This window comes from Gemmobacter denitrificans (assembly GCF_036964905.1).
Lineage (GTDB): Bacteria > Pseudomonadota > Alphaproteobacteria > Rhodobacterales > Rhodobacteraceae > Gemmobacter > Gemmobacter denitrificans.
This window is the reverse complement of record NZ_JBALHR010000009.1, coordinates 29,941-56,673: the sequence shown is the minus strand read 5'-3', so window position 1 is coordinate 56,673 and position 26,733 is coordinate 29,941. Positions and strand designations below refer to the sequence as shown.

Genomic DNA, 26,733 nt, shown 5'->3' with positions numbered 1-26,733 from the left:
CTGTCTAGTGCTGGCCGATATTGTAGGGCATCCAGTCACTAATCGCGGGATAGTGCCGCTTGCGCCAGGCCCGCACGCGGGGGTTCATCCGCCGCCGCCACAGCGGCGGCACCATGGCCAGAACGCCAAGGGCGGGATAGCCGATCGGCAAGAGCGGTGCCTCATCTTCGCCATAGGTCTGCAACAGCGGAAAGCGGCGGTCAGGCTTGTAGTGATGATCCGAATGGCGCTGCAAATTGATAAGCAGCCAGTTCGAGGCCCGATGCGGCGCGTTCCAGCTGTGATGCGGGCGGACAGGTTCAAACTTGCCATTGGCCAGACGTTCACGCGTCAGCCCGTAATGTTCGATGTAATTGGTCAGCTCCAGCTGCCAGATCGCCACGAAGGCCTGAAAGGCAAAGAGAAACACGCCCAACCAACCGCCGATAGCATAGGCCAGCACCAGCGCCAGCGCCTGCAATGCCGTATAGCGCCAGAACGGGTTGGACAGATGCCAGACCGACCTGCCCGCCCGGTTTTGCCGCGCGGTCTCGGCTTGCCATGCCGATGCCGGACAGGAACGCAGCACGCGTAGGAAAAACCGGTGAAAACCTTCGTTATAGCGGGCCGTCACCGCATCGCGGGGTGTGCCGACATGGGTATGATGCACCAGCAGATGTTCACTGCGGAAATGGCTGTACAGCACCAGCGCCAACAGCAGATCAGCAAGCCAGCGTTCCATCCGGTCGGCCTGGTGCATCAATTCATGCGCATAGACGATGCCAATCGACCCGGACATGACCCCGATCCCGAAGAACAGGCCCAAAAGCTCCGGCCAGGAATACCCGGCGCGGCTGGCCCACCAGATGCCACCATAGATGACCAGCGCCTGCAAAGGCAGCCAGATCAGCGTGATCGCGCGATACCAGAACAGATCCTCATCCTCGGTCTCGGGGTCGGGATTGTGGGTGTCGTGGCCCAGCAGAACATCGAGCAGCGAGGTCAGCGCCCAGGCATAGGCCGGGATCAGGATCACCCACCAACCGCCCTGCGTGATGGCGAGCAAGGCCAGCGGCAACAGGCCGACCGACAGCCAGAAAGGCAATGCGGCACGAAGCGAGGCGAATTCGGCAGGCATGGGGGTTCATCCGTTTTGCGCCGATGATAGGGGGCAGGCCGGGGGCACTCAACCGGCAAAAAGGCGCAGGCTCAGGCGATCAGGCTCCAGGCCTTGCGCATCACCGTGGGCAGGCTGGCCGGGCTGAAGCTGCTGCGCGGCTGGAACTGACCGCGCAGCGGGCTTGCCATGGTTTCGGCGGCCAATACCGTCAGGATCAGGTGAAAATGCGTGAAGGTATGGCGCACCTCGCCCACCGTCTGCCACTCTGCCCTCAGGGGGGCGGGCAGATCGGTGCCATCCCAGCCGGTGGAGGGAAAGCCCGCCATCCCGCCCAGAAGCCCGCTGTCAGGCCGCTGTTCCAGCAGAATCGCACCATCGCCGGGCCGCGTTGCGATCCAGATCTGACCGTGACGCACCGGCTTGGCAGGCTTGGCCAGTTTGCGCGGCAGGCTGGCCGCGATCCCCGCCGCGCGACCCGCGCAATCCGCCATCCAGGGGCAAAGCCCGCAGACCGGTGACCGGGGGGTGCAGATCGTGGCGCCAAGGTCCATCACCGCCTGCGCATAATCGCCCGGGCGATCCTTGGGCGTCAGCGCGGCGGCCAGTTCGGTCAGCCGGGGCTTGACCGTCGGCAACGGGGTTTCCACCGCATGAAGCCGCGCCATCACCCGTTCGACATTGCCATCAACCACGGTCTCCGGCCGGTCAAAGGCAATCGCCGCCACGGCGGCGGCCGTATAGGGGCCGATCCCGGGCAACTGGCGCAGCACCTCCAGCCGCGAGGGGAACTGCCCGCCATGATCGGCCACCACGGCGCGCGCGCATTTCAGCAGGTTGCGGGCCCGGGCGTAATAGCCCAGCCCCGCCCATTCCGCCATCACATCCTCGTCGCGCGCTGCGGCCAGATCGGCCACCGTGGGCCAAAGCGCGGTAAAACGTCGAAAGTAATCGCGCACCGCCGCAACCGTGGTTTGTTGCAGCATCACCTCGGACAGCCAGACCCGATAGGGATCAGGCACCACACCTGCCTGCCGGTCGGCAGGCGGCACCCGCCAGGGCATGGAGCGGTGGTTTCGGTCATACCAGGCCAGCAACTGGCCCGCGAGGGGGGCTGTATCGGTCATAGGCGCAAGATAGGCCACCGGCTGCCATATGCCAGCCCCGAAAGGCCTGCCATCATGTCACCGGATCAAGGCATGTCGAACAACAGGGCAAAGCCATCGCTGTGCCAGTGCAGATCATGCGCGGGTTCATCGGCCAGTTGCACACCGTCCCCGCCGCGCAGCCGTTCCTGCCCCAGCCATGCCAGACCTTCGACCAGGTGAAGAAAGGTCTTGCGCGGTGCTGTGGCCTGCAACCGGGTGACCGCCCCTTCGCCGGGCCGCAACACGGTGACCCTGGTATCTGACCCCAGCGGCAACAGCCCGCCAGGGCCTGCCAGCACCGCCTCGCCCTTGGGCAAGGCCGCCTGCGCATAGCCCGGCACGCCACCGCGCCGGTCGGGGATCAGCCAGATCTGCAGCAGGTGGGTGGGTTCGGTCTCTGACGGGTTACGTTCAGAATGAACGATCCCGGCCCCGGCCTGCATCAACTGCGCCTCGCCCGCCCGGGTGATGCCGCGATTGCCCAGATTATCCTCATGCGCAATCGCGCCTGACAGAACGATGGTCAGAATGTCCATGTCGGCATGATCATGCGCGGGGAACCCGGCACCGGGGGCGATATGGTCCTCGTTCAGCACGCGAAGCCGGGCAAAGCCGGGCCGCTTCGGATCGGCAAAGCTGCCAAAGGCAAAGCTGTGCCTTGCATCCAGCCATCCGGTCTGGGTGCGTCCGCGCGCGGTGGAATCATGGATCAGCAGCATGGCCGCCGCCTTTCTGCGGGATCACCCCGCCTGAAGAAATGTTGTGATGCGCGCAATCTCTTCGCCGCGCACCTCATGCCCGCCGTCATGCAGCGCCAGATCGACATCGGCACCCTGCCCCTGCAGCCATCCGGCGAGCCTTTCGGTGAGCGGCAAAGGGCAGATCGGATCACGGCGACCTGCTGTCATCAGGCACGAAAAGCCGTTTAGAGCCACATTTGGCGTCGGATCAAAGGGGATCAGCGGATGCATCAGCACCGCACGGTCGAACAGTCGTTCTGCGGCGAACAGGACAGAGGCAAGGATATTCGCCCCGTTGGAATAGCCCAATGCATAGACCGGGCCGTCATGCCCCTGACGATGGGCCCGCACAAACCCCGCCATTTTGCCAGTGGCGCAGGAAAGATCGGCCATGTCATAAACACCTTCGCCAGTGCGACGAAAGAACCGCGCCGCGCCATGTTCCGATACATCACCCAAGGGCGCGACAATCCCGGCGCGGGGCAGGATACCCTCCAGCAGGCCGGTAAACTGATGTTCATCGCCCCCCGTTCCGTGAAAGGCAAAGATCAACGGCTGCCCGGGTTCGGGTGCCTTGAAATAGTGTCTATATGCCGACTTAGACATGGTTTCAGTCCTTCAACGGGGGCAGCAGACGTTCGATCTCGGCCCGCAGATGCGCATGCTGCGCCGGGATTTTCAGCGCTTCGCCCAGATGTGCGCTGTCTTCATCGCGGTCAAATCCGGGTTCGTTGGTCGCCACTTCGAACAGAACCCCACCGGGCGTGCGGAAATAGATCGCCCAGAAGTAATCGCGGTCGATCACCGGCGTTACCTGCCAGCCGGTATCCAGCAGCGCCTTGCGCACTTCGGCCTGCGCCGCGCGGTTATCCACCGCAAAGGCCACATGATGCACCGAACCGGCCCCAAGCCGCGCCCCGGTCAGCCCCGGCAAGGTTTCCAGTTCCACAATATCGGCCCCATTGCCGCCCTGCACCGCAAAGCGCGTCAGGTTGCCCTGCCTGTCCACCTCTTCATAATTCATGAAGCGCAGCAGTTCGGCCATGGCCCCGGTATCGCGCAAGCGGATCGAAACGCCGCGAAACCCCTTGATGCCCTGATCTGCCGCAACCGGCCCGGCAAAGGCAGGGCGGGGATCATCTTCCACCTCGATCAGTTCAAAACCGTCCCTATCCGGCCCTTTGAAGGCAAGCCGCGCCTCGCCAAAACCGGTGCTTTCGGTCAGTCCGGCCACCCCCAACCCGGCAAGCCGGTCGCGCCAGAAACCAAGGCTGCCCTTCGCAACGGCGAATTGGGTGGCCCCAACCTCGCCCGTGCCTGCGCGCCCCGGGGCCATATGCGGAAAGGGGAAATAGGTCATCACCGAACCCGGCGTGCCGCGTTCGTCCCCGTAGTAAAGGTGATACACCTCGGGCGCGTCAAAGTTCACCGTCTTCTTCACGCGGCGCAGACCAAGCGTGCGGGTGAAGAAATCATTGTTCGTCTGGGCATGCGCCGCCATTGAGGTGACGTGATGCAGGCCCCTGATCTGATGCAACATGGTCGTTTCCCCTTGTTTGCCGTTGCCCCAAAGATGGGCGCGGCAGCCCTGCGCGTAAATCGGGCAAGGGCGGACAAGTCTTTGGCGATTTTCGCACAGATCCGACGCAAGGGCGGCGGTTCAGCGCTTTTCCTTTCGGCCCAAAACTGCGCAATCTGCCGGAAAGAGGGGGACAATCGATGATCGAGATCGCCGCCATGTTTGCCGCCGGGTTTCTGGCCGGGGTGCTGAATGCGATTGCCGGGGGCGGCACCTTCATCACCTTTCCCACGCTGGTCTGGCTGGGTGTGCCGGTCATTTCGGCCAATGCGACCGCCACGCTGGCCGCCCTGCCCGGCTATGCCGGCAGCGCCTGGGCCTTCCGGCAGGACATGGCGGGGCTGCCCTTGCGGCGGCTGATGCTGCTGACGGCATTTGGCGGGGCGATCGGGGCTGCTTTGCTGATCGTCACGCCGCCGGGCGTGTTTCGCGGCATCGTGCCCTGGCTGTTGCTGGCGGCGACGCTGCTGTTTGCCTTTGGCCCAAGGCTGCTGGCGGCGCTGCGCGCGCGGGGGCGGGGCGATGCCGGGCCGGTCACTGCCGGGGCCGCGCTGCTGGCTGTTGCCATTTATGGTGGTTATTTCAATGGCGGGCTGGGCATCGTTTTGCTGGCGGCCTTCAGCCTGCTGGGGCATCAGAACCTGCATGCGATGAACGGCATGAAGAACCTGGCCTCGACCGTGCTGTCGGCGATTTCGGTGCTGGCCTTCATCGCCGCGGGCCTGATTGCCTGGAAAGCGGCGGCGGTGATGGCGCTGGCCACCACCTTGGGTGGCTATGCGGGCGCGCGGATCAGCCGGCGCATCACCCGCACCGATCTGCTGCGCCATTTCGTTGTGGCGGTGGGGCTGGCGATGACGCTGGCTTTTCTGGTGCTGTGATGGCGCTCTGGCGCGGGCTTGGGCCTGCCATCCCGCCCGGCAACCGGTCCGACACGATCCGCGCGGTCATCGGGGCGTTGATCGGGCTGGGCCTGACGGAACTGGTGCTGTCCCCCATGGCAGACCCGATGCTGGGCCTGTTCCTGATTGCCCCGTTCGGGGCCACCGCCGTTCTGGTGATCGCCGTTCCCAACAGCCCGCTGGCACAGCCCTGGTCGGTGGTGGTCGGCAATGGTCTGGCGGCGCTGGCGGGGGTAACGGTGGCGCTGCTGGTTCCGTCGCCCATGGCTGCGGTGCCGATCTCGGTCGCGCTGGCGATCGCGGCGATGATCCTTGCCCGCGCCGTGCATCCGCCTGCGGGTGCGATTGCGATGACTGCCGCGATGAATCCCGATCTGGTGGCTGCCTTGGGTTATGGGTTCGCGCTGTCGCCGGTGTTGCTGGGCAGCGCGATGATCGTGGGGTTCGGCATGATCTGGGCGCGGCTGACCGGGCGGCGCTATCCGTTCCGGCAATTTGCCGAACCCAATGCAGCCCGCACTGCAGACCCTGCCCCGATGGCCCGGATCGGCCTGACCGAAACGGAACTGACCGATCTGCTGCAAACCTATCGCCAGTCGCTGAACCTTGGCGTCGAAGATCTGGTGCGGCTGATCGGGGCGGCGGCGGCACAGGCAGCCAGCAATCGCCTTGGCCCGCTGACCGCTGCGGATGTGATGTCGCGCGACCTGATCACGGTCACCCCCGAAACGCCCCTGCCCAGGGTGACCGATCTGTTCCGCCGCCACGGCTTTGCTGCGCTGCCTGTGGTTCAGCAAGACCAGCGTTTTGTCGGGCTGATCTTTCAAATCGACATGATCCGAACTGCAGGGAAAGGCAGCGCGCCGAGACAGGGGAAACTTGCGGCGGCCATGCGCCATCTGGCCAGAAAGCGCCGCGCAGAGCCGATTCTGGCACAGGATATCCTGACACGCACCGCGCCGCAGGCCAGCCCGGATATGCCGATTGGCACCCTGCTGCCACTGCTGGCCCAGGGGCATGACAGTGCCGTTCCGGTGCTGGAGGGCGAAAGGATCATCGGCATCGTGACCCAGACAGACCTGATCACCGCGCTCGTGCGGTCGGGCCTGTGCCCGGACTGAACGCGAAAAGGGGCACCTTGCCGGTGCCCCTTTCGATCTGATGATCCGATGGTGACCGGGGGCAATCCGCTCCCGGACCTGGCTCAGAAGAAGCCGAGCTTGTTGGGGTTGTAGCTGACCAGCATGTTCTTGGTCTGCTGATAATGGTCCAGCATCATCTTGTGGGTTTCGCGCCCGATGCCCGACTGTTTGTAACCACCAAAGGCTGCATGGGCCGGATAGGCGTGATAGTTGTTGACCCAGACGCGGCCCGCCTCGATCGCGCGGCCAAAGCGGTAGGCGCGGGTTCCGTCCCGGGTCCAGACACCGGCACCAAGGCCATACATCGTGTCATTGGCGATCTGCAGCGCCTCGGCCTCGTCCTTGAAGGTGGTGACCGACACGACCGGGCCAAAGATTTCTTCCTGGAAGACCCGCATCTTGTTGTGGCCTTTCAGGATCGTGGGCTGGATGTAATAGCCCCCGGCCAGATCACCGTTGAAGCGCGCGGCATCGCCGCCCACCAGAACCTCGGCGCCTTCTTCGCGGCCAATGGCCAGATAGGACAGGATCTTTTCCTGCTGCTGCAGGCTGGCCTGTGCGCCAACCATGGTTTCCATGCTGCGCGGATCGCCCTGCTTGATCGCCTGAACCCGGGCAATGCAGCGGGCGATGAATTCCTCGTAGATGTCTTCCTGGATCAGGGCGCGCGACGGGCAGGTGCATACCTCGCCCTGATTGAAGGCAAACAGCACGAAGCCTTCGACGGCCTTGTCAAGGAAGGCGTCATCCTGTGCCATCACATCGCTGAAGAAGATGTTGGGCGATTTGCCCCCAAGTTCCAGCGTGACCGGGATCAGGTTCACGGTCGCCGCTTCCATGATCTTGCGGCCCGTTGCGGTGGAACCGGTGAAGGCGATCTTCGCGATCCGGCCCGAGCGGGCCAGCGCGTCACCGGCTTCGGCCCCGCGACCATTGACGATGTTCAGCACGCCGGGCGGCAGCAGATCACCGATCAGTTCGGCCAGAACCATGATCGCGGCCGGGGTCTGTTCGGCGGGCTTCATCACGATGCAATTGCCAGCCGCCAGCGCCGGGGCCAGTTTCCACGCCGCCATCAGGATGGAAAAGTTCCACGGGATGATCTGGCCGACAACGCCCAGCGGTTCGTGGAAATGATAGGCCACGGTGTCGTGGTCGATCTCGCTCATCGTGCCTTCCTGGCTGCGCAGGACGCCGGCGAAATAACGGAAGTGATCCACCGACAGCGGGATATCGGCAAAGGTGGTTTCGCGGATCGGCTTGCCATTGTCCCAGGTTTCGGCGGCGGCCAGCAGCGGAAGATTGGCCTCGATCACATCGGCGATCTTCAGCAGGACGTTCGACCGGTGCGCAGCGCTGGTCTTGCCCCAGGCGTCTTTGGCGGCATGGGCGGCATCCAGCGCCAGGTCAATATCCGCCTTGTCGGACCGCGCGACTTCGCAGACCTTTTCGCCGGTGATCGGGGTGATGTTGTCCATGTAATGGCCGTTCACCGGGGGCACGAACTTGCCACCGATGAAATTGTCGTAGCGGGTCTTGAAAGGCGAAGCCAGCAGCGCGGCCGGATCGGTCATGACGTTCATCTTGAGTCCTCCTCCTGGGCCGCCTCCTCGCGGCCGATGGGAGAAGGATGGGGCCTGGCCCTGAGTCGGTCACCGGGGGGGCAAGCCGCCGATCCTCCTGACTGTCGCAATCCTGCGACAGGGGCGGGGTGTGATTTCACACCCGTGTCAGGATCGGCCCAACTTGCGGTGCAACGTGGCGCGGCTGAGCCCAAGCGCCCGTGCCGCAGCCGAAACATTGCCCGAGGCGCGGGCCAGCGCACGGTTCAGCACCGCCCTTTCGCCGCCTTCCAGATTGTCATGGGCATCAAGGCCCAGAAGATCGGCCAAGGGCATCGGCTGGGCAGACAGGTCGCCCTTCAGGCCCAGATGGCTGCGCGCGGCACGGGTGGCACCGATCACCAGATCATCGGCATCAACCGCCAGCAACGCGCCCAGACCGCGATCCAGCCCCGGCACCAGCACCATGCGCGCCCGGGGAAACCGGGCATGGAACAGATCGGCCTCAACCTTGCGGGCGGCTTCGGTCACCGTATGGCCCAGAAGTGTGGCAACGGCCTCGGCCATGTCGGCCTTGGCGGTGGATACGTCGATCACCGCCGCCAGACGCCCATCCGGGCCATGAACCGGCGCCGATGAACAGCTCAGCCCGGTATTGCGGGCCAGAAAATGCTGATCGCGATGGATGGTGATGCTGCGGCCTTCAACCATGCAAGTGCCGATGGCATTGGTGCCGACATCCGATTCGGTCCACCGGGTGCCTGTCCACAGGCCCGCCGCCGCAAAATCGCGGTCCTCGGCCGGGTTGCCGCGCCGATCCACCGCGACGCCTTGCGCATCGGCCAGCACCACACAGGCCCCCAGCCCGCCGACAATCTGGAACAGCCGGTCCAGATGCGGCTGGGCACTGGCCAGAAGCGGCCCCAGCCGATCGCGCGCCAGATGCAGCTCTGTCTCGGTCAGTCGGTCCGCGCGGGGGCGTTGCGCGGGGTCCAGTCCGTAAAGCTGCGCCGACCGCGCCCAGGACGCCCCAAGCGCCGACCGCGCCGCCAACCCGCCATTCAGCGCCGTTTCAATTCGTGTGGCATGGTGGGTGGAAGGCAGCGGCATCTTCGTCATCTCCGGGCGGCAGGAACGCCGCCAGCATGGCGCAATACGCAGCGCAGGCAATGGGACGATAGTCGCACCCCCAACGAAAAAGCCCGTCGGAAGAACCGGCGGGCGTAATGGCGGCGCTTGGCCGCAAAGGTCGGCAGGCAGGGCTTACTTTGCGTAAACCGCTTCCTTCCCGAAATGCTTGGTCAGCATGTAATAGACGACGGCGCGGTATTTGTTGCGCTCGGACCGGCCATAGATGTCGATCACCGCATTGATTGCTTCCATCAGCGCCGGGCCATCGGCCAGACCCAGCTTCTTCATCAGGAAGTTGGTCTTGACCCGCTCCAACTCGGCGTCATCTGACGCGGCAACGGTTTCTGCATCGGCATTGTAGATGGCCGGACCACACCCGATGGTGACCTTGGTCAGCAGGTCCATATCGGGTTCCATCTTGCACTTGTCGCGCAGGGCGGTGGCATATTTCTGGATCAGTTCGTCGCGTTTGCTCATGCAAATCTCCTGTCTGTCGTCCCCTTCACGGGGATCATCCCCCGCCACGGGCGGGAGATTAGGCCAGGACAGGCTGCATACAAAGGGAATAATCCGCGCTTATTCCCCCGCAGGCATCAGGCCGCCGGTCGATCCAGCTTGACCATCCACTGATTGGCCATCAGCGTCAGCTTTGCCTGATCGCCCAGTTCGGCCAGCATCTTTTCAACGGCGGTTTTCACCGGGGCGCCCTGTGCATCGGACATCCAGTTGAAATCGTCTCCGGCAATGATCCCGTCATGCTTCACCTTCTTCAGCGACATGGCGATGTCATTGTCGATGAAGGGCGCATTGTGGTTGCCGTCCAGATAGACCCAGTCGAGCGAGGCATCAGGCAGCGCCGCCAGCGCCGCATCCGACATGGCGCGATGGATCTTCACCCGGGCGTCATCCTTGAACTTGGCGACGACGTCCTGGTATTTGACCTCCATCAGCTCTTCGTTCTTCTTGCGGCCAAAACCGGTATTGCCGAATTCCGGCTGATAGAGCCATGGGTCGATCAGGTGCAGTTCCGTCGGCGCACAGATCTCCAGGATCACTTCGCTGAACGCCCCCTCCCAGACGCCGACCTCGGCCACACGGGCCCCTTTCGGCAGGGCGGCCAGAAGCTTGCGGCGCACCTTTTCACGTTTGGTCATTTCCATCTGTCTGCCCTCACACCTCTTGCGCTTTTGCGCATGTTTTACACTGACAATAGCCGGTTTCCGGCGTTTTCCACAGAAAAGGCGGGCCAGTGCCGATGCAATCCGGCCCGCCTGATGCAAACCCGCCTCAGTAGCGGTAGTGATCCGACTTGAACGGCCCTTCGACCTTCACGCCGATATAATCGGCCTGATCGGGGCGCAGTTCGGTCAGTTTCACGCCGATCCGCTTCAGATGCAGACGGGCGACCTTTTCATCCAGCGCCTTGGGCAGGATATAGACGCCCGGCGCATAGTCCTGGCCCTTGGTCCACAATTCGATCTGAGCCAGAACCTGATTGGTAAAGCTGGCCGACATCACAAAGGACGGATGGCCGGTGGCATTGCCCAGGTTCAACAGACGGCCTTCGGACAGCAGAATGATGCGATTGCCCGAAGGCATTTCGATCATGTCCACCTGATCCTTGATATTGGTCCATTTGTGGTTCTTCAGGGCAGCCACCTGAATTTCATTGTCGAAATGGCCGATATTGCCGACGATGGCCATGTTCTTCATCGCGCGCATATGCTCGATGCGGATCACGTCCTTGTTGCCGGTGGTGGTGATGAAGATGTCGGCGCTATCGACCACATCTTCCAGCAGCACGACCTCGAATCCGTCCATTGCTGCCTGCAGCGCGCAGATCGGATCGACCTCGGTCACCTTCACCCGGGCACCCGCACCCTGCAGCGAGGCGGCAGAGCCCTTGCCCACATCACCATAACCGCAAACCACGGCAACCTTGCCGGCCATCATCGTGTCGGTGGCGCGACGGATGCCATCGACCAGCGATTCCTTGCAGCCGTATTTGTTGTCGAATTTCGACTTGGTGACGGAATCGTTCACGTTGATCGCCGGGAAAGGCAGCTGGCCCTTCTTGTGCAGATCATACAGGCGATGCACGCCGGTGGTCGTTTCTTCCGACACGCCCTTGATTTCGGCGCGCTGCTTGGTGAACCAGCCGGGGCTTGCAGCCAGACGCTTCTTGATCTGGTTGAACAGGCAGACCTCTTCTTCCGAGGTCGGCACTTCGATCAGGCCGGTTTCGCCCGCTTCGACGCGTGCCCCCAGCAGGATGTACAGCGTCGCATCGCCGCCATCATCCAGGATCATGTTGCAGGTGCCGCCTTCGCCGCCGAACTGGAAGATCCGGTCGGTATAATCCCAATATTCCGCAAGGGTTTCGCCCTTGATCGCGAAGACCGGGGTGCCGCTTTCCGCGATCGCCGCCGCCGCGTGATCCTGTGTCGAAAAGATGTTGCACGAGGCCCAGCGCACATCGGCACCCAGCGCCTTCAGCGTTTCGATCAGCACGGCGGTCTGAATGGTCATGTGCAGGCTGCCCGCGATGCGTGCGCCCTTGAGCGGTTGGGCCGAGCCATACTCTTCACGCAGTGCCATCAGCCCCGGCATTTCGGTTTCCGCAATATCCAGTTCCTTGCGGCCAAAACCTGCCAGCGCGATGTCCTTGACGATGTAATCCTTCGGCATCCGCCGCTCTCCTTGCCTTGTCATTTGGTGCTGAGATAGCACTCTGATGCGATGCGGACAATGTTCAGGGAAAATTGGTCGAATTATGACGGAAAAGCGAAACAATCGCGCAAAGCCCGCGCGGGCCTGGCAGCGCATGCTGTCGGGGCGGCGGCTGGACTTGCTGGACCCGACGCCGATGGACATTGAAGTGGCCGATATTGCCCATGGCCTGGCCTTTGTCGCACGCTGGAACGGCCAGACCCATGGCGACTATCCCTATTCCGTGGCCGAACATTCCCTGCTGGTCGAGGCGATCTTTGCCGAGCAGAACCCCGGCATCGGCGCGCGCTGGCGTCTGGCGGCCCTGCTGCACGACGCGCCCGAATATGTGATCGGTGACATGATCAGCCCGGTGAAAGCGGCAGTAGGCCCGGCCTATGGCGAATTGGATGCCAGATTGACAGCGGCCATTCATATCCGCTTTGGCCTGCCCGCCCAATTGCCTGCGCCAATCAAAAAGGCGATCAAGGCCGCCGACAAGGTTTCCGCCTGGATGGAGGCAGTTCAGATCGCAGGCTTTTCCGTGGAAGAAGCGAACCGCCTGTTTGGCAGGCGGCCCGCGCTTTGCGATCGGTTTGAAATCCGGTTGCGTCCTGCGCCGGAAGTCCGGGCCGATTATACGGCCCGCCATGCGGCCTTGTTGGCCGAAATGGGTTAGGCCGACAGATCTTCGGGCGTCTTGCCTTCGGCCAGAGCCTCGGCAAACCAGCGCGGCTTGCGGCCACGTCCCGACCAGGTATCCGACGGATTGGCGGGATTGGCATATTTGGCCGAGGCCGGTGCGCGCTTGCGGGTCACCTGCACGCCGGTCAGTTCGGCAAGGGTGAACCCCATTTCGCGCGCCCGCTCTTCCAATTCGGCCAGCGCTTCTTTCTTCTTGCGGTCTTCGTAACCTGCGATCGCCTTGGCGACCTGGTTCTGCAAATCCTTCAACTCTTTAAGCGAAAGGGCATTAAGATCCATGATACGGTCCTCTGGGTTCCAGAGGGCAGAAATTGTCCTCTGGCCGATTTAGTGGTGCCGCATTTTATGGATCAACAATCGCGCTCTGGCAATTGATTATTTCGGGCTGCGCTTTGCGAGAATACGCTGCAGGGTGCGCCGGTGCATATTCAGCCTCCGGGCAGTTTCTGATACGTTCCGATCGCACATTTCGTACACCCGCTGGATATGCTCCCAGCGCACTCGGTCTGCCGACATCGGATTTTCCGGCGGTTCGGGCAGCAATTCCCCACGCGCCAAAAGCGCATTCGTTACTTCATTTGCATCTGCTGGTTTAGAAAGATAATCAATCGCGCCAATTTTAACGGCCGCAACAGCAGTCGCAATTGCACCATAACCAGTCAGCACAACGATGCGACAATCGGGGCGCCGTTCGCGCAGGGCTTCGACCACATCCAGGCCGTTGCCATCTTCCAGCCGCAGATCGACGACCGCATAGGCGGGGGCGCGCGCCATGGCGATGGCCTTACCAGCAGCCACGCTTTCTGCGGTTTCGGGGATGAAACCGCGCTTTTCCATGGCCTTGGCCAGACGCTTTACAAAGGCCTCGTCATCATCGACCAGCAGAAGGGATCTGTCCGGGCCAAGTTCGGCCGTCATGTCCTCAACCATCTTGCGTCACCCTTCGCATTTTCCCATCAGCGGCAAACCTAGGGCGGTATGACCGGAAGGTCAATTTTTCACAAGCTTTTGCGCGGCATCGACATAACAGGCGACGTTATCGGCCATCTGCTGCGGCGTGGTTTCGCGCTTGTAGAATTCGGCAAAGCCGGTGCCGGGCAGAACCAGATAGGTAAAGGTCGAATGATCGACCAGATAGAATTCATCCTCGGCCGGTTGCGCCTTGAAATAGGTCTTGTAGGCCTGCGATGCCGCCTTCACCTGTTCCGGGCTGCCGGTCAGACCGATCATCTTCGGGTGCAGGTTTGCCGCAAAATCCTTCACCACTTCGGGCGTATCGCGCTGCGGATCGATGGAAATGAACACCGGGGTCACATCAACCCCCTTGGCATCCAGCAGATCGATCGCCTCGGCGTTGCGGGCATTGTCCAGCGGGCAGACATCGGGGCAGAAGGTATAACCGAAATAGACCAGCGAAGGCTTGGTGATCACCTCGGCATCGGTCACCGTTCGGCCATCGCCATTGACCAGCGTGAAGGGTCCGCCAATCGCCCCGCCCCCGACGGCACCTGCCCGGCAGGCGGCAAAGGGGTCAGAGTTGCGGGGCATCTGGGTATAAACGATCAGCCCCCCGATCATGGCCACCACTGCCGCCATCGCAACCCCTGCATACAGCCTTTGCATCCCGCTCTCCCGCGCTATGTGACGTGATCCGCATCCGGCCGCATTGATCCACCAGTTGCGCCCCGGTAACAATGCCAAAGTAACCGCCTGCGACAGCATGGGCCAGCATATGAACCTTCCCGATATCGTGAACATCGCGGCTGACAGCCGGACCGATTTCCTGCGCCTGCGCACCCTGACCCTGATCCGCTGGACCGCGATTGCCGGGCAGGTGGCGGCGCTGCTGGTGGCCGATCCGATCTATGGCATCGATCTGCCCCTGGGGATGTGCCTGTTGGTTGTCGGGGCTTCGGCCATTGCCAATCTGGTGTTCACCTTTCTCTATCCGCAGAATACCCGGCTGACCGATCAGCAGGTGTTTCTGGTGCTGCTGTTCGATCTGGCGCAACTGGCGGCGCTGTTGTGGTTGACGGGCGGGCTGAGCAATCCTTTTGCGCTGCTGATCCTTGCCCCCGTCACCATTTCGGCCACCACGCTGGAAGGCCGCGCCACGATGATCCTGGGCGCAACGGCGGTGGCGCTGGTATCGGTATTGGCCTGGTCGGCCCTGCCGCTGGTGTTGCCGGGCACGGGTGAACTGGCCATGCCGCCACTGTTTGCCGTCGGGTTCTGGCTGGCCATCGTCATCGGCATTGCCTTTCTGGGAAGCTATGCGCACCGGGTTTCCGCTGAAATCCGGTCGATGCAAAAAGCCTTGCTTGCCACGCAGATGGCGCTTGCCCGCGAACAGAAGCTGACAGATCTGGGCGGGGTGGTGGCGGCAGCAGCGCATGAGCTGGGCACGCCTCTGGCCACGATCAAGCTGGTCAGCGCCGAGCTGATGGAAGAGCTGGACGATCTGCCCGATCTGCGGGCCGATGCCGAACTGATCCGCGAACAGGCCGACCGGTGCCGCGATATCCTGCGGTCCATGGGACGTGCGGGCAAGGATGATCGCCATTTGCGGCAGGCCCCCTTGTCGGTGGTGCTGCGCGAGGCGGCGGAACCGCATCTGTCCCGTGGCAAGACCGTGCATTTCCTGCTGGAAGGCCCCGATCCTGCCGAAAGAGAGCCTGACATCCTGCGCCGCCCCGAAATCATCCACGGGCTGCGCAACCTGATCCAGAACGCGGTCGATTTCGCCGCCAGCGACGTCTGGGCCGAGGCGCGCTGGTCAGACGGCCATCTGACCCTGCGCATCGTGGACGATGGCCCCGGCTATCCGCCGCATGTGATTGGCCGGATCGGCGATCCGTTCATGCGCAGCCGCAGGCCCTCTGACACGGCGCAGCGCCCGGAATATGAAGGGATGGGCCTAGGCCTGTTCATCGCCAAAACCCTGCTGGAACGCAGCGGTGCCGAACTGACATTTGCCAATGGCGGCCCCGAAGCCGCGCCCCGCAGTGGCGCGATTGTCGAACTGACATGGCCCATGGCGCGCATCGCTGCCGCGCGCGAGGCGCTTGGCGAGAACACGCCAAATCACTGACCGATCAAAACCGGGTGACCTTGATTAACCACGCCTTAACCCTTTTCCCGACATCCTTGGCTTGATACGTCTTGAACTGGGGGAAAAGATGGATCTGGATCTGCCGATGGCCCTTGGGCTGCTGGTGACCTCGATACTGGCGGCGATCACCGGGGTGCTGGCGGTGGCAGCGCTGCAAAAGCGCGGCGACAGCCGCCGCGGCACCATCTTTGCAGATCGCGGGGGCGGAACCACGTTTCTGTTTGACGGCGATGCGCTCGTCGATGCGACCCCCAACGCCCGCGCCCTGCTGTCGCTGGGCTCGGCGGGTGGGGCGGCCTGGTCACGGCTGCGCGCCCATATGCAGGACCGTTTTCCCGATTTCGACAGGGCGCTGGACAGATTGCCCGACGAAGGGGTTCTGGCGCTGACAGCCACTGACCGATCCATGGTGCTTTCTGCCGAAATGCGCGGCGGGCTGACCCGCATCACCTTGATGGATATGGAAGAAGAACTGTCCAGCGGTGGTGCCGATCTGCTGACACTTCGCGCGATCACCGAGGAACTGGCGCAATTGCGTTCGGTTCTGGCACAGGCCCCGATCATGGCCTGGCGTGAATCGGCGCAGGGGCAGATCGTCTGGGCCAATTCGGCCTATCTGCTGCGCGCCAGCCAGGACCTTGATCCCGGGCAAGACATGACCTGGCCCCTGCCCCGACTGTTCGAAACCGGCGCTGCGCCCCACAATGGCAGCAACCAGCGCCAGAAACTGCAACGCAGCGGCGGCAAGGAAAACTGGTTCGAACTGGTGCAGCATCAGGACGGCCAGAACCAGGTGAATTACGCCCTGCCCGCCGATGCGCTGATTGCGGCCGAAGATGCACTGCGCGATTTTACCCAGACGTTGACCAAGACCTTTGCCCATCTGCCAATCGGGCTGGCAATCTTTGACCGGCAGCGCCAACTGGCCCTGTTCAATCCTGCCCTGCTGGAACTTACGGGTCTGCCGCCGGATTTCCTGTCAATGCGCCCCACGCTGTTTGCCCTGCTGGACGGGATGCGCGAACGCAACATGATCCCGGAACCCAAGGATTACCGGACCTGGCGCAAACAGATGGTCGATCTGGAAAAGGCGGCCTCCAGCGGCCTTTACGAAGAAACCTGGAGCCTGCCGGGCGGCCAGACCTATCGCGTGATCGGGCGGCCGCACCCCAACGGGGCCATGGCACTGATGATCGAGGATATCTCGACCGAGATTTCGCGCATCCGCCGCTATCGTGCCGATCTGGAACTGGGGCAGGCGGTGATCGACGAATTTGATCAGGGCTTGGCCGTGTTTTCCTCAACCGGGCAATTGGTGATGACCAATGCCGCCTATGACGATCTCTGGGGCAATGATCCGTCCACTTCGGTTATCAATGCCACCATTTCCGGCCTGTGCAATCATTGGCGCGATCATTGTGCCCCCACGACGTTCTGGGCCGAAGCGGCCAGGTTTCGCACCTGCGAGATCAGCCGCGATCAAGGTCTGCATAGCGAATTGCGTCTGGTCGATGGCCGTTTGGTGGAGTGCCGGTTCAGCGCCCTGCCCGGCGGATCAACCCTTGTCCGGTTCCGTCTGCTGGGGCGGGATGGCAGCGGTTTGCAAGGCGATACCCGCAGTCCCGCGCTGAAGACCGCCTGACACGGGCTTGCAGCCGCAGCGGGGGCGGGTAAGATCGCGGCCATGACCCGTCTTGATCTTTTCCTGCCCGATGACACGGCAACCACGCGGCTGGGCCAATGCTGGGCGGAACAGGCAGGCCCGGGCATGACCTTGCTGCTGTCGGGCCAGATCGGTGCCGGAAAGACCCATTTTGCGCGCGCCCTGATTCAGTCCCGGCTGGGGGCGGGGACCGAGGTGCCCTCACCCAGTTTCACCCTGATCCAGACCTATGAAGATGACCGGGGCGATATCTGGCATGTCGATCTGTACCGCCTGTCCCATCCCGATGAGGTGATCGAACTGGGGCTGGAGGCAGCCTTTTCCAGCGCGATCTGCCTGATCGAATGGCCCGACAGATTGGGCAAGCTCGCCCCGCAAGACGCAATCAGGCTGGAGTTTTACGTCGAAGGCGACGGGCGACGGGTTGTCATGACAGGGCCAGAACCCATCCTGACGCGGCTGTCCGACGATTGGGGCCGGGCATGACCACCCGCCGCGATCTGTCAGACCGGTTCATCACCCGCGCCGGATGGGCGCAGGCCGAACGGCGCTTTCTGGCGGGGGATGCATCGGACCGCAGCTATGATCGCCTTGTGATGGCGGGGCAAAGCGCGGTCTTGATGGATGCCCCCCCGGGCAAGGGCGATGATCCTGCCGCCTTTATCGCGATTGCGCGGCACCTGACGGGCCTTGGCCTTTCGGCCCCGCATATTCTGGCGCAGGATCTGGATCATGGCTTTCTGCTGATCGAGGATCTGGGCGATGCGCTGTTTGCCAGACTCCTTGCGCAATCGCCCGGGCGTGAGCTGCCGCTTTATGCGCTCGCCGCAGATGCCCTGCTGCATCTGCAGGCCACCCCCGCGCCCCCCGGCCTGATCGACCTGACCGCTGCCGAATGGGCGGAAGCGGCCACCTTTGCGCTGGATTGGTATCGCCGGGGAATCACCGGCGATACGGGCGACCGTGCCGGATTTGTCCGGGCGCTGACCGATGCGATGGGCCGCCACGCCGATGGGCCGCGCGTGCTGATCCTGCGCGATTTTCACGCCGAAAACCTGCTGCACCTGCCCGACCGTTCCGGGGTGGCGCAGGTTGGTCTGCTGGATTTCCAATTGGCGCAGATGGGCCAGCCCGCCTATGATCTGGTGTCGCTGCTGCAGGATGCCCGCCGCGACGTCAGCCCCGACACCGAAGCGGCGATCCTAGCCCGTTTTGCCGCCCGAACCGGCACGACAGAGGCCGCCTATGCCACGCTTGGTGCGCAACGCGCGCTGCGCATCATCGGCGTTTTTGCCCGGCTGTGTATCCATGGCGGCAAACCGGGCTACCTGCGGCTGCTGCCCCGCGTCTGGGGCCAGTTGCAGCGCAATCTGGCCCATCCCGCGCTGGCCGATCTGGCCGCAATCTGCCGCGACACGCTGCCCGAACCCAGCCCCGACCATCTTGCAAGGATTGCCGCGCAATGCCCCAGCCCCGCGCCCTGATGCTGTTTGCGGCGGGCTTTGGCACCCGGATGGGCGCCCTGACCGCCGACCGGCCCAAACCGTTGATCCCGGTTGCGGGCCGGGCGCTGATTGATCACGCGCTCGATCAGGCCGAGGGGCTGGCGCTCGATCGGATCGTGGTCAATGTGCATTACCGCGCCGATCAAATCCGCACCCATCTGGCAGGCCGACCCGATGTGATGATTTCCGACGAAACAGCCGCGATCCTTGAAACCGGCGGCGGGCTGCGGGCGGCCCTGCCGCTATTGGGCGCAGACCCGGTCTTTGTCATGAACAGCGACAGCGTCTGGACCGGGCAGAACCCGCTGGTGCAGCTTGCCGCCGCATGGGATCCGGCGCGTATGGATGTGCTGCTGCTGCTGCTGCCCGCCGCCGATTTCACCGGCCATCGCGGCAGCGGCGATTTTCTGATGGATGCCGATGGGCGGTTGCAACGCGCCGCAGGGCAGCCGGGGCTGACCTATATCGGCGCCCATATCACGCAAACCGACCGTCTGGCCGATATTCCACAGCAGGTCTTTTCGCTCAATCTGCTCTGGGATCAGGCGATTGCCCGTGGCCGGGCTTTCGGGTTGATCCATCAGGGTGGCTGCGCCGATGTGGGCCGCCCGGACAGCATCCCCCTGGCCGAGGCCCTTTTGGCCGATGTTTGACCCCAGCCCCAAACCCCGCGTCTTTGCCCTGGCCCCCGGCGTGGATTTTCCCGCCGGTCTGGTACAGGGCCTGACCGAACGCATGCAGGGCCAGCCGCCCGAGGCGATGGCGCGGGTGCAGCTTTTCGTGAACACGCAAAGGATGCGGCGGCGGATCACCGAATTGCTGACCCGGTCGGGCGCGCGCTTTCTGCCGCGTATCCGTCTGGTCACCGATCTGGCGCTCGAGGCTGCCTTGCAAGGCATCCCCGCCGCCGTGCCCCCCCTGCGCCGCAGGTTGGAGCTGACGCAACTTGTGGCGCGGCTGCTGGATGCGCAGCCCGATCTGGCCCCGCGATCCGCGCTGTTCGATCTGGCCGACAGTCTGGCCGGGCTGATGGATGAAATGCAGGGCGAAGGCGTGCCGCCCGAGGTGATCCAGCACCTGGATGTATCGAACCATTCGGCGCATTGGACGCGGACGCAATCCTTCATGCAGATCCTTGCGCCGTTTTTCGGCACCGACGAGGCCCCGGACCCCGAGGCCCGGCAACGCCGCGTGGTCGAGGCTTTGGCGCAGCTGTGGCACACCGCTCCGCCCGCCGATCCGGTGATCGTGGCCGGGTCAACCGCTTCGCGCGGCACGACGCTGCTGTTCATGCAGGCCGTCGCCGCGCTGCCGCAGGGGGCGCTGGTGCTGCCCGGCTATGACCGCGACCTGCCCGCGGCGATCTGGGACAGCATGGCCGATGCGCTGACCGCCGAAGACCATCCGCAATACCGGTTTCGCCGGTTGATGGACCGGCTGGCCCTGACCCCGGATGACATTGACGACTGGACCGACCTGCCACCCCCCAGCCCGGCGCGCAACCGGCTGGTGTCCTTGTCGCTGCGCCCCGCGCCGGTGACCGATCAATGGCTGGTCGAAGGCGCGCGGCTGGATGATCTGGCCGAAGCCACATCGGGCATGACGCTGATCGAGGCTGAAAGCCCGCGCGACGAAGCGCTGGCGATTGCCCTGATCTTGCGCGAAGCCGCCGAAAACGGCACTGTGAGCGCCCTTGTGACCCCCGATCGGAACCTGACCCGGCAGGTAACCGCCGCGCTGGACCACTGGGGCATCGTCCCCGATGACAGTGCCGGGCGGCCGCTTGCGCTGTCTGCGCCCGGTCGGCTGTTGCGCCACATCACGCGCGTGATGGGCACAAGGCTGACGGCCGAGGCCCTGCTGACCGTGCTGAAACATCCGCTGGTGGCCAGCGATGCCCGGCGCGGCGAACATCTGCGGCTGACGCGCGAGCTGGAACTGAAGCTGCGCAAATATGGCCCGCCCTTCCCTGATGCCGAAAGCCTGCGGCACTGGGCCAGCCAGCATGACGATGGCCCGGTCTGGGCCGAATGGGTGATCGACACGCTTCTGGGGCTGGAAAGCCTGGGGCGCGCAACCTTGGTAGATCACCTGGCGGGCCATCTGACACTCGCCGAACGGCTGTGCCGCGGGCCATGGGGCAAGGGGACCGGTGCGCTCTGGCTGCATGCGGCGGGGCAAGAGGCGGCCAGAGTGGTGGGTGCCCTGCAGGCCGAAGCTGCAGCAGGCGGTATTCTGGGGCTGGCCGATTACCGCGATCTGTTCGATGCGGTAATCAGCCGGGGCGAGGTGCGCGAAGACATCCCGCCGCCGCATCCGCATCTGATGATCTGGGGCACGCTGGAGGCCCGGGTTCAGGGCGCCGAACTGGTGATCCTGGGCGGGTTGAACGATGGCATCTGGCCGCAATTGCCGCCGCCCGACCCCTGGCTGAACCGCAAGATGCGCAAGGATGCGGGTCTGCTGTTGCCGGAACGCCGGATCGGCCTGTCGGCACATGATTACCAACAGGCCATCTGCGCCCCCCGCGTGGTGCTGACCCGCGCCCGCCGCGATGCCGAGGCCGAATGTGTGCCTTCGCGCTGGCTGAACCGGCTGACCAACCTTCTGGGCGGCTTGCCGGACAAGGGCGGCCCGGCGGCACTGGCCGCGATGCGGGCGCGGGGGGCAGAGTGGCTGCGTCTGGCCGATGCGCTGGAACGCCCGGTAGCCGAGGAACCCATGGCCCATCGCCCGGCCCCGCGTCCCCCGGTGGCGCATCGCCCGCGTGAACTGGCGCTAACCCGCATCGCCACCCTGATCCGTGACCCCTATGCCGTTTATGCCCGCTATATCCTGCGGCTGAAAAAGCTCGACCCGCTGCATCGCAGCCCGGATGCAAGGCTGCGCGGCACCATCCTGCATGAAATTCTGGAACGCTTTGTCAAAGAGCGGGAACCCGAAACCCGGGCCGGGGCACGCCTGCGCCTGTTGTCGATTGCCGAACAGGTTCTGGGGGAAAAAGTGCCATGGCCCGCCGCCCGCGCCCTGTGGCAGGCCCGGCTGGACCGCGCAGCGGATTTCTTTCTGGATCATGACAGCATGGCCGGTGGCATTCCGGTGAGCCTTGAGAAAAAAGGCTCTGTTCGGCTGGAGCCGCATGATTTCACGCTGTCCGGCACGCCCGACCGGATTGATGAACTGCCCGACGGGCGGCTGCATATCATTGATTACAAGACCGGCACGCCGCCCACGCAAAAGCAGCAGGCGCAATTCGACAAACAGTTGTTGCTGGCCGCAGCCATGGCCGAAAGGGGCGGGTTTGACCGGCTGGGCCCGCGTGAGGTGGCACGGATCAGCTATGTCGGGCTGGGGTCAAAGCCCAAGATCGAGGCCACCGAGATCACGCCCGCAATCACCGGCAAGGTGTGGGAGGATCTGCACCGCCTCATCGCCCGCTACATGCAGCGCGACACCGGCTATACCGCCCGCCGCGCCGTATTCGAAAGCCGTTTTCCCGGCGATTATGACCATCTCGCCCGCTTTGGCGAATGGGACATGACCACCCAAGCCAAAGCCGAGGATGTCGGATGATCCGCAACGCCGCCAGCGAAAGGCAGGTTCAGGCCGCCGATCCGCATCATTCCACCTGGCTGGCCGCCAATGCAGGTTCGGGCAAGACCCGGGTGCTGACCGATCGCGTGGCCCGGCTGCTGCTGGCGGGGGTGGAACCCGCGCGCATCCTGTGCCTGACCTATACCAAGGCCGCAGCGACCGAGATGCAGAACCGGCTGTTCCGGCGTCTGGGCGAATGGGCGATGAAACCCGAGGCCGATCTGCGCAAGGCTCTGGTCGATCTGGGCATCGCGGGCGATGTGTCACAAACCACGCTGGCCGAGGCGCGGCGGCTGTTCGCCCGCGCCATTGAAACGCCGGGGGGGCTGCGGATTCAGACGATCCACAGCTTCTGCGCCACCCTGCTGCGCCGCTTTCCGATGGAGGCGGGTGTTTCGCCCCAATTCACCGAAATGGATGACCGGGCGGCCACGCTGCTGCGCGACGAAATCGTTGAGGAAATGGCCGATCATCTGGCCCCCGAAGCCGTGTCTGATCTGGCAAGCCTGTATACCGGCGAGGATTTCGCCCAGCTGACCGCCGAAATTGCCCGCAACGCGGCCCAATTCGTGCCGCCCCTCGGCCCGGCGGAATGCGCGGCGCTGTTCGGCTTGCCCCCGGACATGACCGAAGCCGCGTTATTGGATGCGGTCCTGCTGGGAGGAGAGGCCGAATTGTTGGCCGATGCCGGCAATATCCTGCTGGGCGGTTCCACGAATGATGCCAAGACCGGGGCAAAAATCGTCTCTATTCGGCTGGAATCGCCAGGTATGGCCACTCTGTCCGATCTGGAATCCGCGCTGCTGTTTGGCGAATCCAAGGTTGAAGGCAAAAGCTATACCGCGCGGCTGGAGGCCATTGCCACCAAGGCAACCCAGCCGAAACTGGCACATCTGCAGGATCGCCTGAACGCGCTGATGCTGCGGGTCGAGGCGGCCCGGCCCTTGCGCATCGGCCTGCAGGCCGCGCGCAAGACCGCCACCTTGCACCGCTTTGCGGCGGCCTTCCTGCCGCTTTATTCTGCGCGCAAACAGGCACGCGGGGCGCTGGATTTCGATGATCTGATCGCCCGCGCCAAGGCACTGCTGACCGATCCTTCGGTCGCGCAATGGGTGCTGTTCCGGCTGGATGGCGGGATTGACCATATCCTGGTGGACGAGGCGCAGGATACCTCGCCCGACCAATGGAAGGTGATCGAACTTCTGGCGCAGGAATTCACCTCGGGTCAGGGCGCGCGGGATGTGGAACGCACGATCTTTGTCGTCGGCGATCAGAAGCAATCGATCTATTCCTTTCAGGGGGCCGATGTTTCGGCCTTTGCCCGCATGCGCGACAGCTTTGCCGAACGGCTGGCGCTGATCGACGCCCCATTCCAGTCGATGCAGTTGGAATATTCCTTCCGGTCTTCGCCCGCGATCCTGTCTTTGGTCGATCGCACCTTTCCGAATGCCGCACATGCGGCTCTGGGCGGCGCTTCGAGACATATTGCCTTCCGCGATGCCATGCCCGGACGTGTGGAAATCTGGCCCCCCATCCCGGCGGGCGAAACCCCGGAAGATGAGGATTGGACCAATCCGGTTGACCTGATTACCGGCGAACATCACGCGGCGCAACTGGGCCGCCGCGTGGCCGAACGGATCAAGGCCATTCTGGAAGCCGGAACGGCAATCCCCACCGAAGAGGGCCCCCGCCCTGCCCATGCCGGGGATTTTCTGGTTCTGGTGCGGCGTCGGTCCCCCCTGTTTGCCGAGGTGATCCGCGCCTGCAAGGCCGCTGGCCTGCCGATTGCCGGGGCCGACCGGCTGCATCTGGGCGGCGAACTGGCGGTGAAGGACATCAGCGCGACACTGGCCTTTCTGGCCATGCCCGAAGATGATCTGGCACTGGCCGAGGCGCTGCGCTCGCCGCTGTTCGGCTGGACCGAGGCGCAGCTTTATGCGCTGGCACAGCCGCGCAAGGGCTATCTCTGGGCCGCCTTGCGCGGGGCCGAGGGGCACGAAGAAACCCGGGCAATCCTGCAGGATCTGCGGGATCAGGCCGATTATCTGCGCCCCTTTGACCTGATCGAACGCCTGCTGACGCGCCATGATGGCCGCCGCAAATTGCTGGCGCGGCTGGGGGCCGAGGCCGAAGACGGAATTGATGCCCTGCTTGCCCAGGCGCTGGCCTATGAACGGTCGGATGTGCCCAGCCTGACCGGGTTCCTGACCTGGCTGCAAAGCGATGATGTGGATATCAAGCGCCAGATGGACAGTGCCGGGCAAAAGATCCGGGTGATGACCGTGCATGGCGCCAAGGGTCTGGAGGCGCCTATCGTCATCCTGCCTGACACCGCCGATTACACCGCCCGCGACCGGGATGAAGTGCTGCGCCTGGCAGGCACCGCGGTGTGGCGCATGGCAGGGGCCGAAAGCCCCGCCGCCATGGCCTTCGCGCAGGGCGAACGGTCGGCGCTGGCCAAGGCCGAAAGCCTGCGGCTGCTCTATGTCGCGCTGACACGGGCGCAAAGCTGGCTGATCGTGGCGGCTGCGGGCAAGCTGGCGGCGCAGAAATCCGACGATGCGCCGCCCGCCTGGTATGATCTGATCCGCAGCGCCGCGATGGACCTTGGCGCGACAGCAGATGCGGCGGGGGGGCTGAGCTATCAGTTCGGAGACTGGCCCACAGCCGAAAACGTCTCTGTTCCTGCGGAATTGGGCGCTCCGATTGGCCTGCCGGACTGGGCCATCCGCCCCGCAGCGCCACCTCCGCCTGTGGAAAAGACCATCAGCCCGTCCGATCTGAGTGGCGCAAAGACCATTCTGGGTGACGCCGAGGGCGAACAGCCGGATGCCCGTCAGCGCGGCACCTGGCTGCACGCCCTGCTGGAACATCTGCCGGTGATCGACGCCGCCGAATGGCCGGCGATTGCCGCCGCACTGATCCCCGATGCAGGGCTGCGCGACACCTTGCTGGCCGAGGCCGCCGCGCTGATCACGGCCCCGCACCTGAAGGATATCTTCGCGCCGGATGCGCTGACCGAGGTCGCTGTCACGGCAGACCATGAGGGGCAGCGGCTGTTCGGCACGATCGACCGGCTTCTTGTGCGGCCTGATCATGTGCTGGTGGTGGATTACAAATCCAACGCCATCGTCCCCGACCGGGCCGAGGATGTGCCCGAAGGTCTGCTTCGGCAGATGGCGGCATACCGGGGGGCCTTGGCGCAAATCTATCCTGACAAGCGGATCGACTGTGCGATCCTCTGGACCCGAACCGCGCAGCTTATGCGGCTCTAACCCGCCATAAACGCATCCACTTCGGCAGCCGAGGCGATCGCCTGTGCCGCCCCCGGGCGCGTCACCTGCAGGGCCGAGGCCGCCGCCGCCCTGCGCATGGCCGATACCCGGTCAAGGCCAAGATCAAGCGCCGCCGCGAGCGTGCCAATGAAGGTATCCCCCGCGCCGGTGGTATCGACCGGATCAACGCGGAAGGCGGGCACGAAAAGCGGCTCCGTTCCAGCCGAAATCCATTCGGCCCCCTGCGCGCCTTTGGTGATGAGACAATCCATCTGCGGCAGTGCCCCCAACGCGGCGCGGGTCTGTTCGGCCTCGATTTCATTCATCACCATCAGGCCCGTATGCGGCAAGACCGCCCGGACCGCTGCAATATCAAAGGGGGCCGCCGAATAGATCACACACAGCCCGCGCGCCGCCGCAATTGCCGCCGCCTCGGTCTGGGCCGAGGTTTCGTTCTGGATCAGCAGCGTATCGCCGGGGCCAGCGCCATCCAGCGCGGCCTGCACCATGGCGGGCGTCACCGCCCGATTGGCCCCGGGATAGATGACGATGGCATTTTCGGCCCCAGGATCGACATTGATGATCGCATGGCCCGTGGGTTCGGACAGCAGGCTGACGCCCGACAGATCAACGCCATAGGCGCGCAGCTGATCCAGCACCCAGTCACTGTTCGGCCCTATTGCCCCGATATGCACGGCCCGCGCCCCGGCCCGTGCAGCGGCAACGGACTGGTTGGCGCCCTTGCCCCCCAAACCCTGCGCATAGGCCTGCGCCGAAAGGGTTTCCCCCGGCGCAGGCAGGTGCGGCACGCGGTAAACATGGTCGATATTGATCGAACCCAGATTGTATACCGTCATGGCCCGCGCCCCC

Annotated in this window: 24 protein-coding genes; 10 read left to right on the top strand and 14 right to left on the bottom strand. The window is 64.1% G+C overall.

What is annotated here, in order from left to right:
* Positions 1 to 4 precede the first annotated feature (4 nt).
* The 5 genes from V6590_RS14295 to V6590_RS14275 all read right to left on the bottom strand — a co-directional run bounded on the left by V6590_RS14295 (position 5) and on the right by V6590_RS14275 (position 4,524).
* On the bottom strand, positions 5 to 1,117 hold the full coding sequence (locus V6590_RS14295; RefSeq protein WP_335424251.1) for an alkane 1-monooxygenase: 1,113 nt from the start codon (positions 1,115 to 1,117) through the stop codon (positions 5 to 7).
* A 71-nt stretch (positions 1,118 to 1,188) separates the two neighbouring features.
* A complete protein-coding gene (gene mutY, locus V6590_RS14290; RefSeq protein ID WP_335424249.1) occupies positions 1,189 to 2,223 on the bottom strand; it encodes an A/G-specific adenine glycosylase in 1,035 nt (344 codons plus the stop codon).
* A gap of 65 nt (positions 2,224 to 2,288) precedes the next feature.
* A complete protein-coding gene (locus tag V6590_RS14285) occupies positions 2,289 to 2,963 on the bottom strand; it encodes a pirin family protein (RefSeq protein ID WP_335424247.1) in 675 nt (224 codons plus the stop codon).
* A 21-nt stretch (positions 2,964 to 2,984) separates the two neighbouring features.
* Positions 2,985 to 3,590: an alpha/beta hydrolase gene (locus tag V6590_RS14280; protein WP_335424244.1), complete on the bottom strand. Its 606-nt coding sequence runs from the start codon at positions 3,588 to 3,590 to the stop codon at positions 2,985 to 2,987.
* A 4-nt stretch (positions 3,591 to 3,594) separates the two neighbouring features.
* Positions 3,595 to 4,524: a VOC family protein gene (locus tag V6590_RS14275; protein WP_335424241.1), complete on the bottom strand. Its 930-nt coding sequence runs from the start codon at positions 4,522 to 4,524 to the stop codon at positions 3,595 to 3,597.
* Between the two features lie 179 nt (positions 4,525 to 4,703).
* Here V6590_RS14275 and V6590_RS14270 point away from each other — a divergent pair, with 179 nt between their 5' ends.
* Positions 4,704 to 5,444, top strand: a complete 741-nt coding sequence (locus V6590_RS14270; protein WP_335424239.1) for a sulfite exporter TauE/SafE family protein — start codon at positions 4,704 to 4,706, stop codon at positions 5,442 to 5,444.
* Positions 5,444 to 6,586 (top strand): HPP family protein, encoded by a 1,143-nt coding sequence (locus V6590_RS14265; RefSeq protein WP_335424237.1) that lies wholly within the window; start codon positions 5,444 to 5,446, stop codon positions 6,584 to 6,586. The genes V6590_RS14270 and V6590_RS14265 overlap by 1 nt, the downstream gene beginning before the upstream one ends.
* A gap of 83 nt (positions 6,587 to 6,669) precedes the next feature.
* On the opposite strand, the gene adh is transcribed toward V6590_RS14265, so the two are convergent.
* The 5 genes from adh to ahcY form a co-directional block, all read right to left on the bottom strand.
* Complete coding sequence (gene adh, locus V6590_RS14260) at positions 6,670 to 8,190, bottom strand: aldehyde dehydrogenase (protein WP_335424235.1); 1,521 nt, start codon at positions 8,188 to 8,190, stop codon at positions 6,670 to 6,672.
* A 147-nt stretch (positions 8,191 to 8,337) separates the two neighbouring features.
* A complete protein-coding gene (locus V6590_RS14255; RefSeq protein ID WP_335424232.1) occupies positions 8,338 to 9,288 on the bottom strand; it encodes a GAF domain-containing protein in 951 nt (316 codons plus the stop codon).
* A gap of 144 nt (positions 9,289 to 9,432) precedes the next feature.
* Complete coding sequence (locus tag V6590_RS14250) at positions 9,433 to 9,777, bottom strand: DUF2853 family protein (RefSeq protein WP_335424230.1); 345 nt, start codon at positions 9,775 to 9,777, stop codon at positions 9,433 to 9,435.
* A gap of 116 nt (positions 9,778 to 9,893) precedes the next feature.
* Positions 9,894 to 10,460 (bottom strand): class I SAM-dependent methyltransferase, encoded by a 567-nt coding sequence (locus tag V6590_RS14245; RefSeq protein ID WP_335424228.1) that lies wholly within the window; start codon positions 10,458 to 10,460, stop codon positions 9,894 to 9,896.
* A gap of 127 nt (positions 10,461 to 10,587) precedes the next feature.
* Positions 10,588 to 11,988, bottom strand: coding sequence for an adenosylhomocysteinase (gene ahcY, locus V6590_RS14240; RefSeq protein WP_335424227.1), 1,401 nt, complete (start codon positions 11,986 to 11,988; stop codon positions 10,588 to 10,590).
* An 85-nt stretch (positions 11,989 to 12,073) separates the two neighbouring features.
* On the opposite strand from ahcY, the gene V6590_RS14235 reads away from it, so the two are divergent.
* Positions 12,074 to 12,688, top strand: coding sequence for an HD domain-containing protein (locus V6590_RS14235; RefSeq protein ID WP_335424225.1), 615 nt, complete (start codon positions 12,074 to 12,076; stop codon positions 12,686 to 12,688).
* Here V6590_RS14235 and V6590_RS14230 read toward each other — a convergent pair.
* The 3 genes from V6590_RS14230 to V6590_RS14220 all read right to left on the bottom strand — a co-directional run bounded on the left by V6590_RS14230 (position 12,685) and on the right by V6590_RS14220 (position 14,337).
* Positions 12,685 to 12,993: an H-NS histone family protein gene (locus tag V6590_RS14230; RefSeq protein WP_335424224.1), complete on the bottom strand. Its 309-nt coding sequence runs from the start codon at positions 12,991 to 12,993 to the stop codon at positions 12,685 to 12,687. The two genes, V6590_RS14235 and V6590_RS14230, sit on opposite strands and share 4 nt — an antisense overlap.
* Positions 12,994 to 13,089: 96 nt before the next feature.
* Positions 13,090 to 13,644: an ActR/PrrA/RegA family redox response regulator transcription factor gene (locus V6590_RS14225; RefSeq protein WP_335424222.1), complete on the bottom strand. Its 555-nt coding sequence runs from the start codon at positions 13,642 to 13,644 to the stop codon at positions 13,090 to 13,092.
* Between the two features lie 60 nt (positions 13,645 to 13,704).
* Positions 13,705 to 14,337: an SCO family protein gene (locus tag V6590_RS14220; protein ID WP_335424220.1), complete on the bottom strand. Its 633-nt coding sequence runs from the start codon at positions 14,335 to 14,337 to the stop codon at positions 13,705 to 13,707.
* Between the two features lie 109 nt (positions 14,338 to 14,446).
* Here V6590_RS14220 and regB point away from each other — a divergent pair, with 109 nt between their 5' ends.
* From regB to addA, 7 genes are all read left to right on the top strand, one after another.
* Positions 14,447 to 15,805: a sensor histidine kinase RegB gene (gene regB / locus V6590_RS14215; RefSeq protein ID WP_335424218.1), complete on the top strand. Its 1,359-nt coding sequence runs from the start codon at positions 14,447 to 14,449 to the stop codon at positions 15,803 to 15,805.
* Between the two features lie 61 nt (positions 15,806 to 15,866).
* Positions 15,867 to 17,468 (top strand): PAS-domain containing protein, encoded by a 1,602-nt coding sequence (locus V6590_RS14210; protein WP_335424216.1) that lies wholly within the window; start codon positions 15,867 to 15,869, stop codon positions 17,466 to 17,468.
* A gap of 42 nt (positions 17,469 to 17,510) precedes the next feature.
* Positions 17,511 to 17,975, top strand: coding sequence for a tRNA (adenosine(37)-N6)-threonylcarbamoyltransferase complex ATPase subunit type 1 TsaE (gene tsaE, locus V6590_RS14205; RefSeq protein WP_335424214.1), 465 nt, complete (start codon positions 17,511 to 17,513; stop codon positions 17,973 to 17,975).
* Positions 17,972 to 18,973: an aminoglycoside phosphotransferase family protein gene (locus V6590_RS14200; RefSeq protein ID WP_335424212.1), complete on the top strand. Its 1,002-nt coding sequence runs from the start codon at positions 17,972 to 17,974 to the stop codon at positions 18,971 to 18,973. The genes tsaE and V6590_RS14200 overlap by 4 nt, the downstream gene beginning before the upstream one ends.
* A complete protein-coding gene (locus V6590_RS14195) occupies positions 18,952 to 19,647 on the top strand; it encodes a nucleotidyltransferase family protein (protein ID WP_335424210.1) in 696 nt (231 codons plus the stop codon). The genes V6590_RS14200 and V6590_RS14195 overlap by 22 nt, the downstream gene beginning before the upstream one ends.
* Complete coding sequence (addB, locus tag V6590_RS14190) at positions 19,640 to 22,567, top strand: double-strand break repair protein AddB (RefSeq protein ID WP_335424206.1); 2,928 nt, start codon at positions 19,640 to 19,642, stop codon at positions 22,565 to 22,567. Before V6590_RS14195 ends, addB begins: the two co-directional genes overlap by 8 nt.
* A complete protein-coding gene (addA, locus tag V6590_RS14185) occupies positions 22,564 to 25,863 on the top strand; it encodes a double-strand break repair helicase AddA (protein WP_335424204.1) in 3,300 nt (1,099 codons plus the stop codon). Before addB ends, addA begins: the two co-directional genes overlap by 4 nt.
* Here addA and V6590_RS14180 read toward each other — a convergent pair.
* Positions 25,860 to 26,720 carry a ribokinase gene (locus tag V6590_RS14180; protein ID WP_335424202.1) on the bottom strand — a complete coding sequence of 287 codons (861 nt, stop codon included), beginning with the start codon at positions 26,718 to 26,720 and terminating at the stop codon, positions 25,860 to 25,862. The two genes, addA and V6590_RS14180, sit on opposite strands and share 4 nt — an antisense overlap.
* Between the last annotated feature and the right edge of the window lie 13 nt (positions 26,721 to 26,733).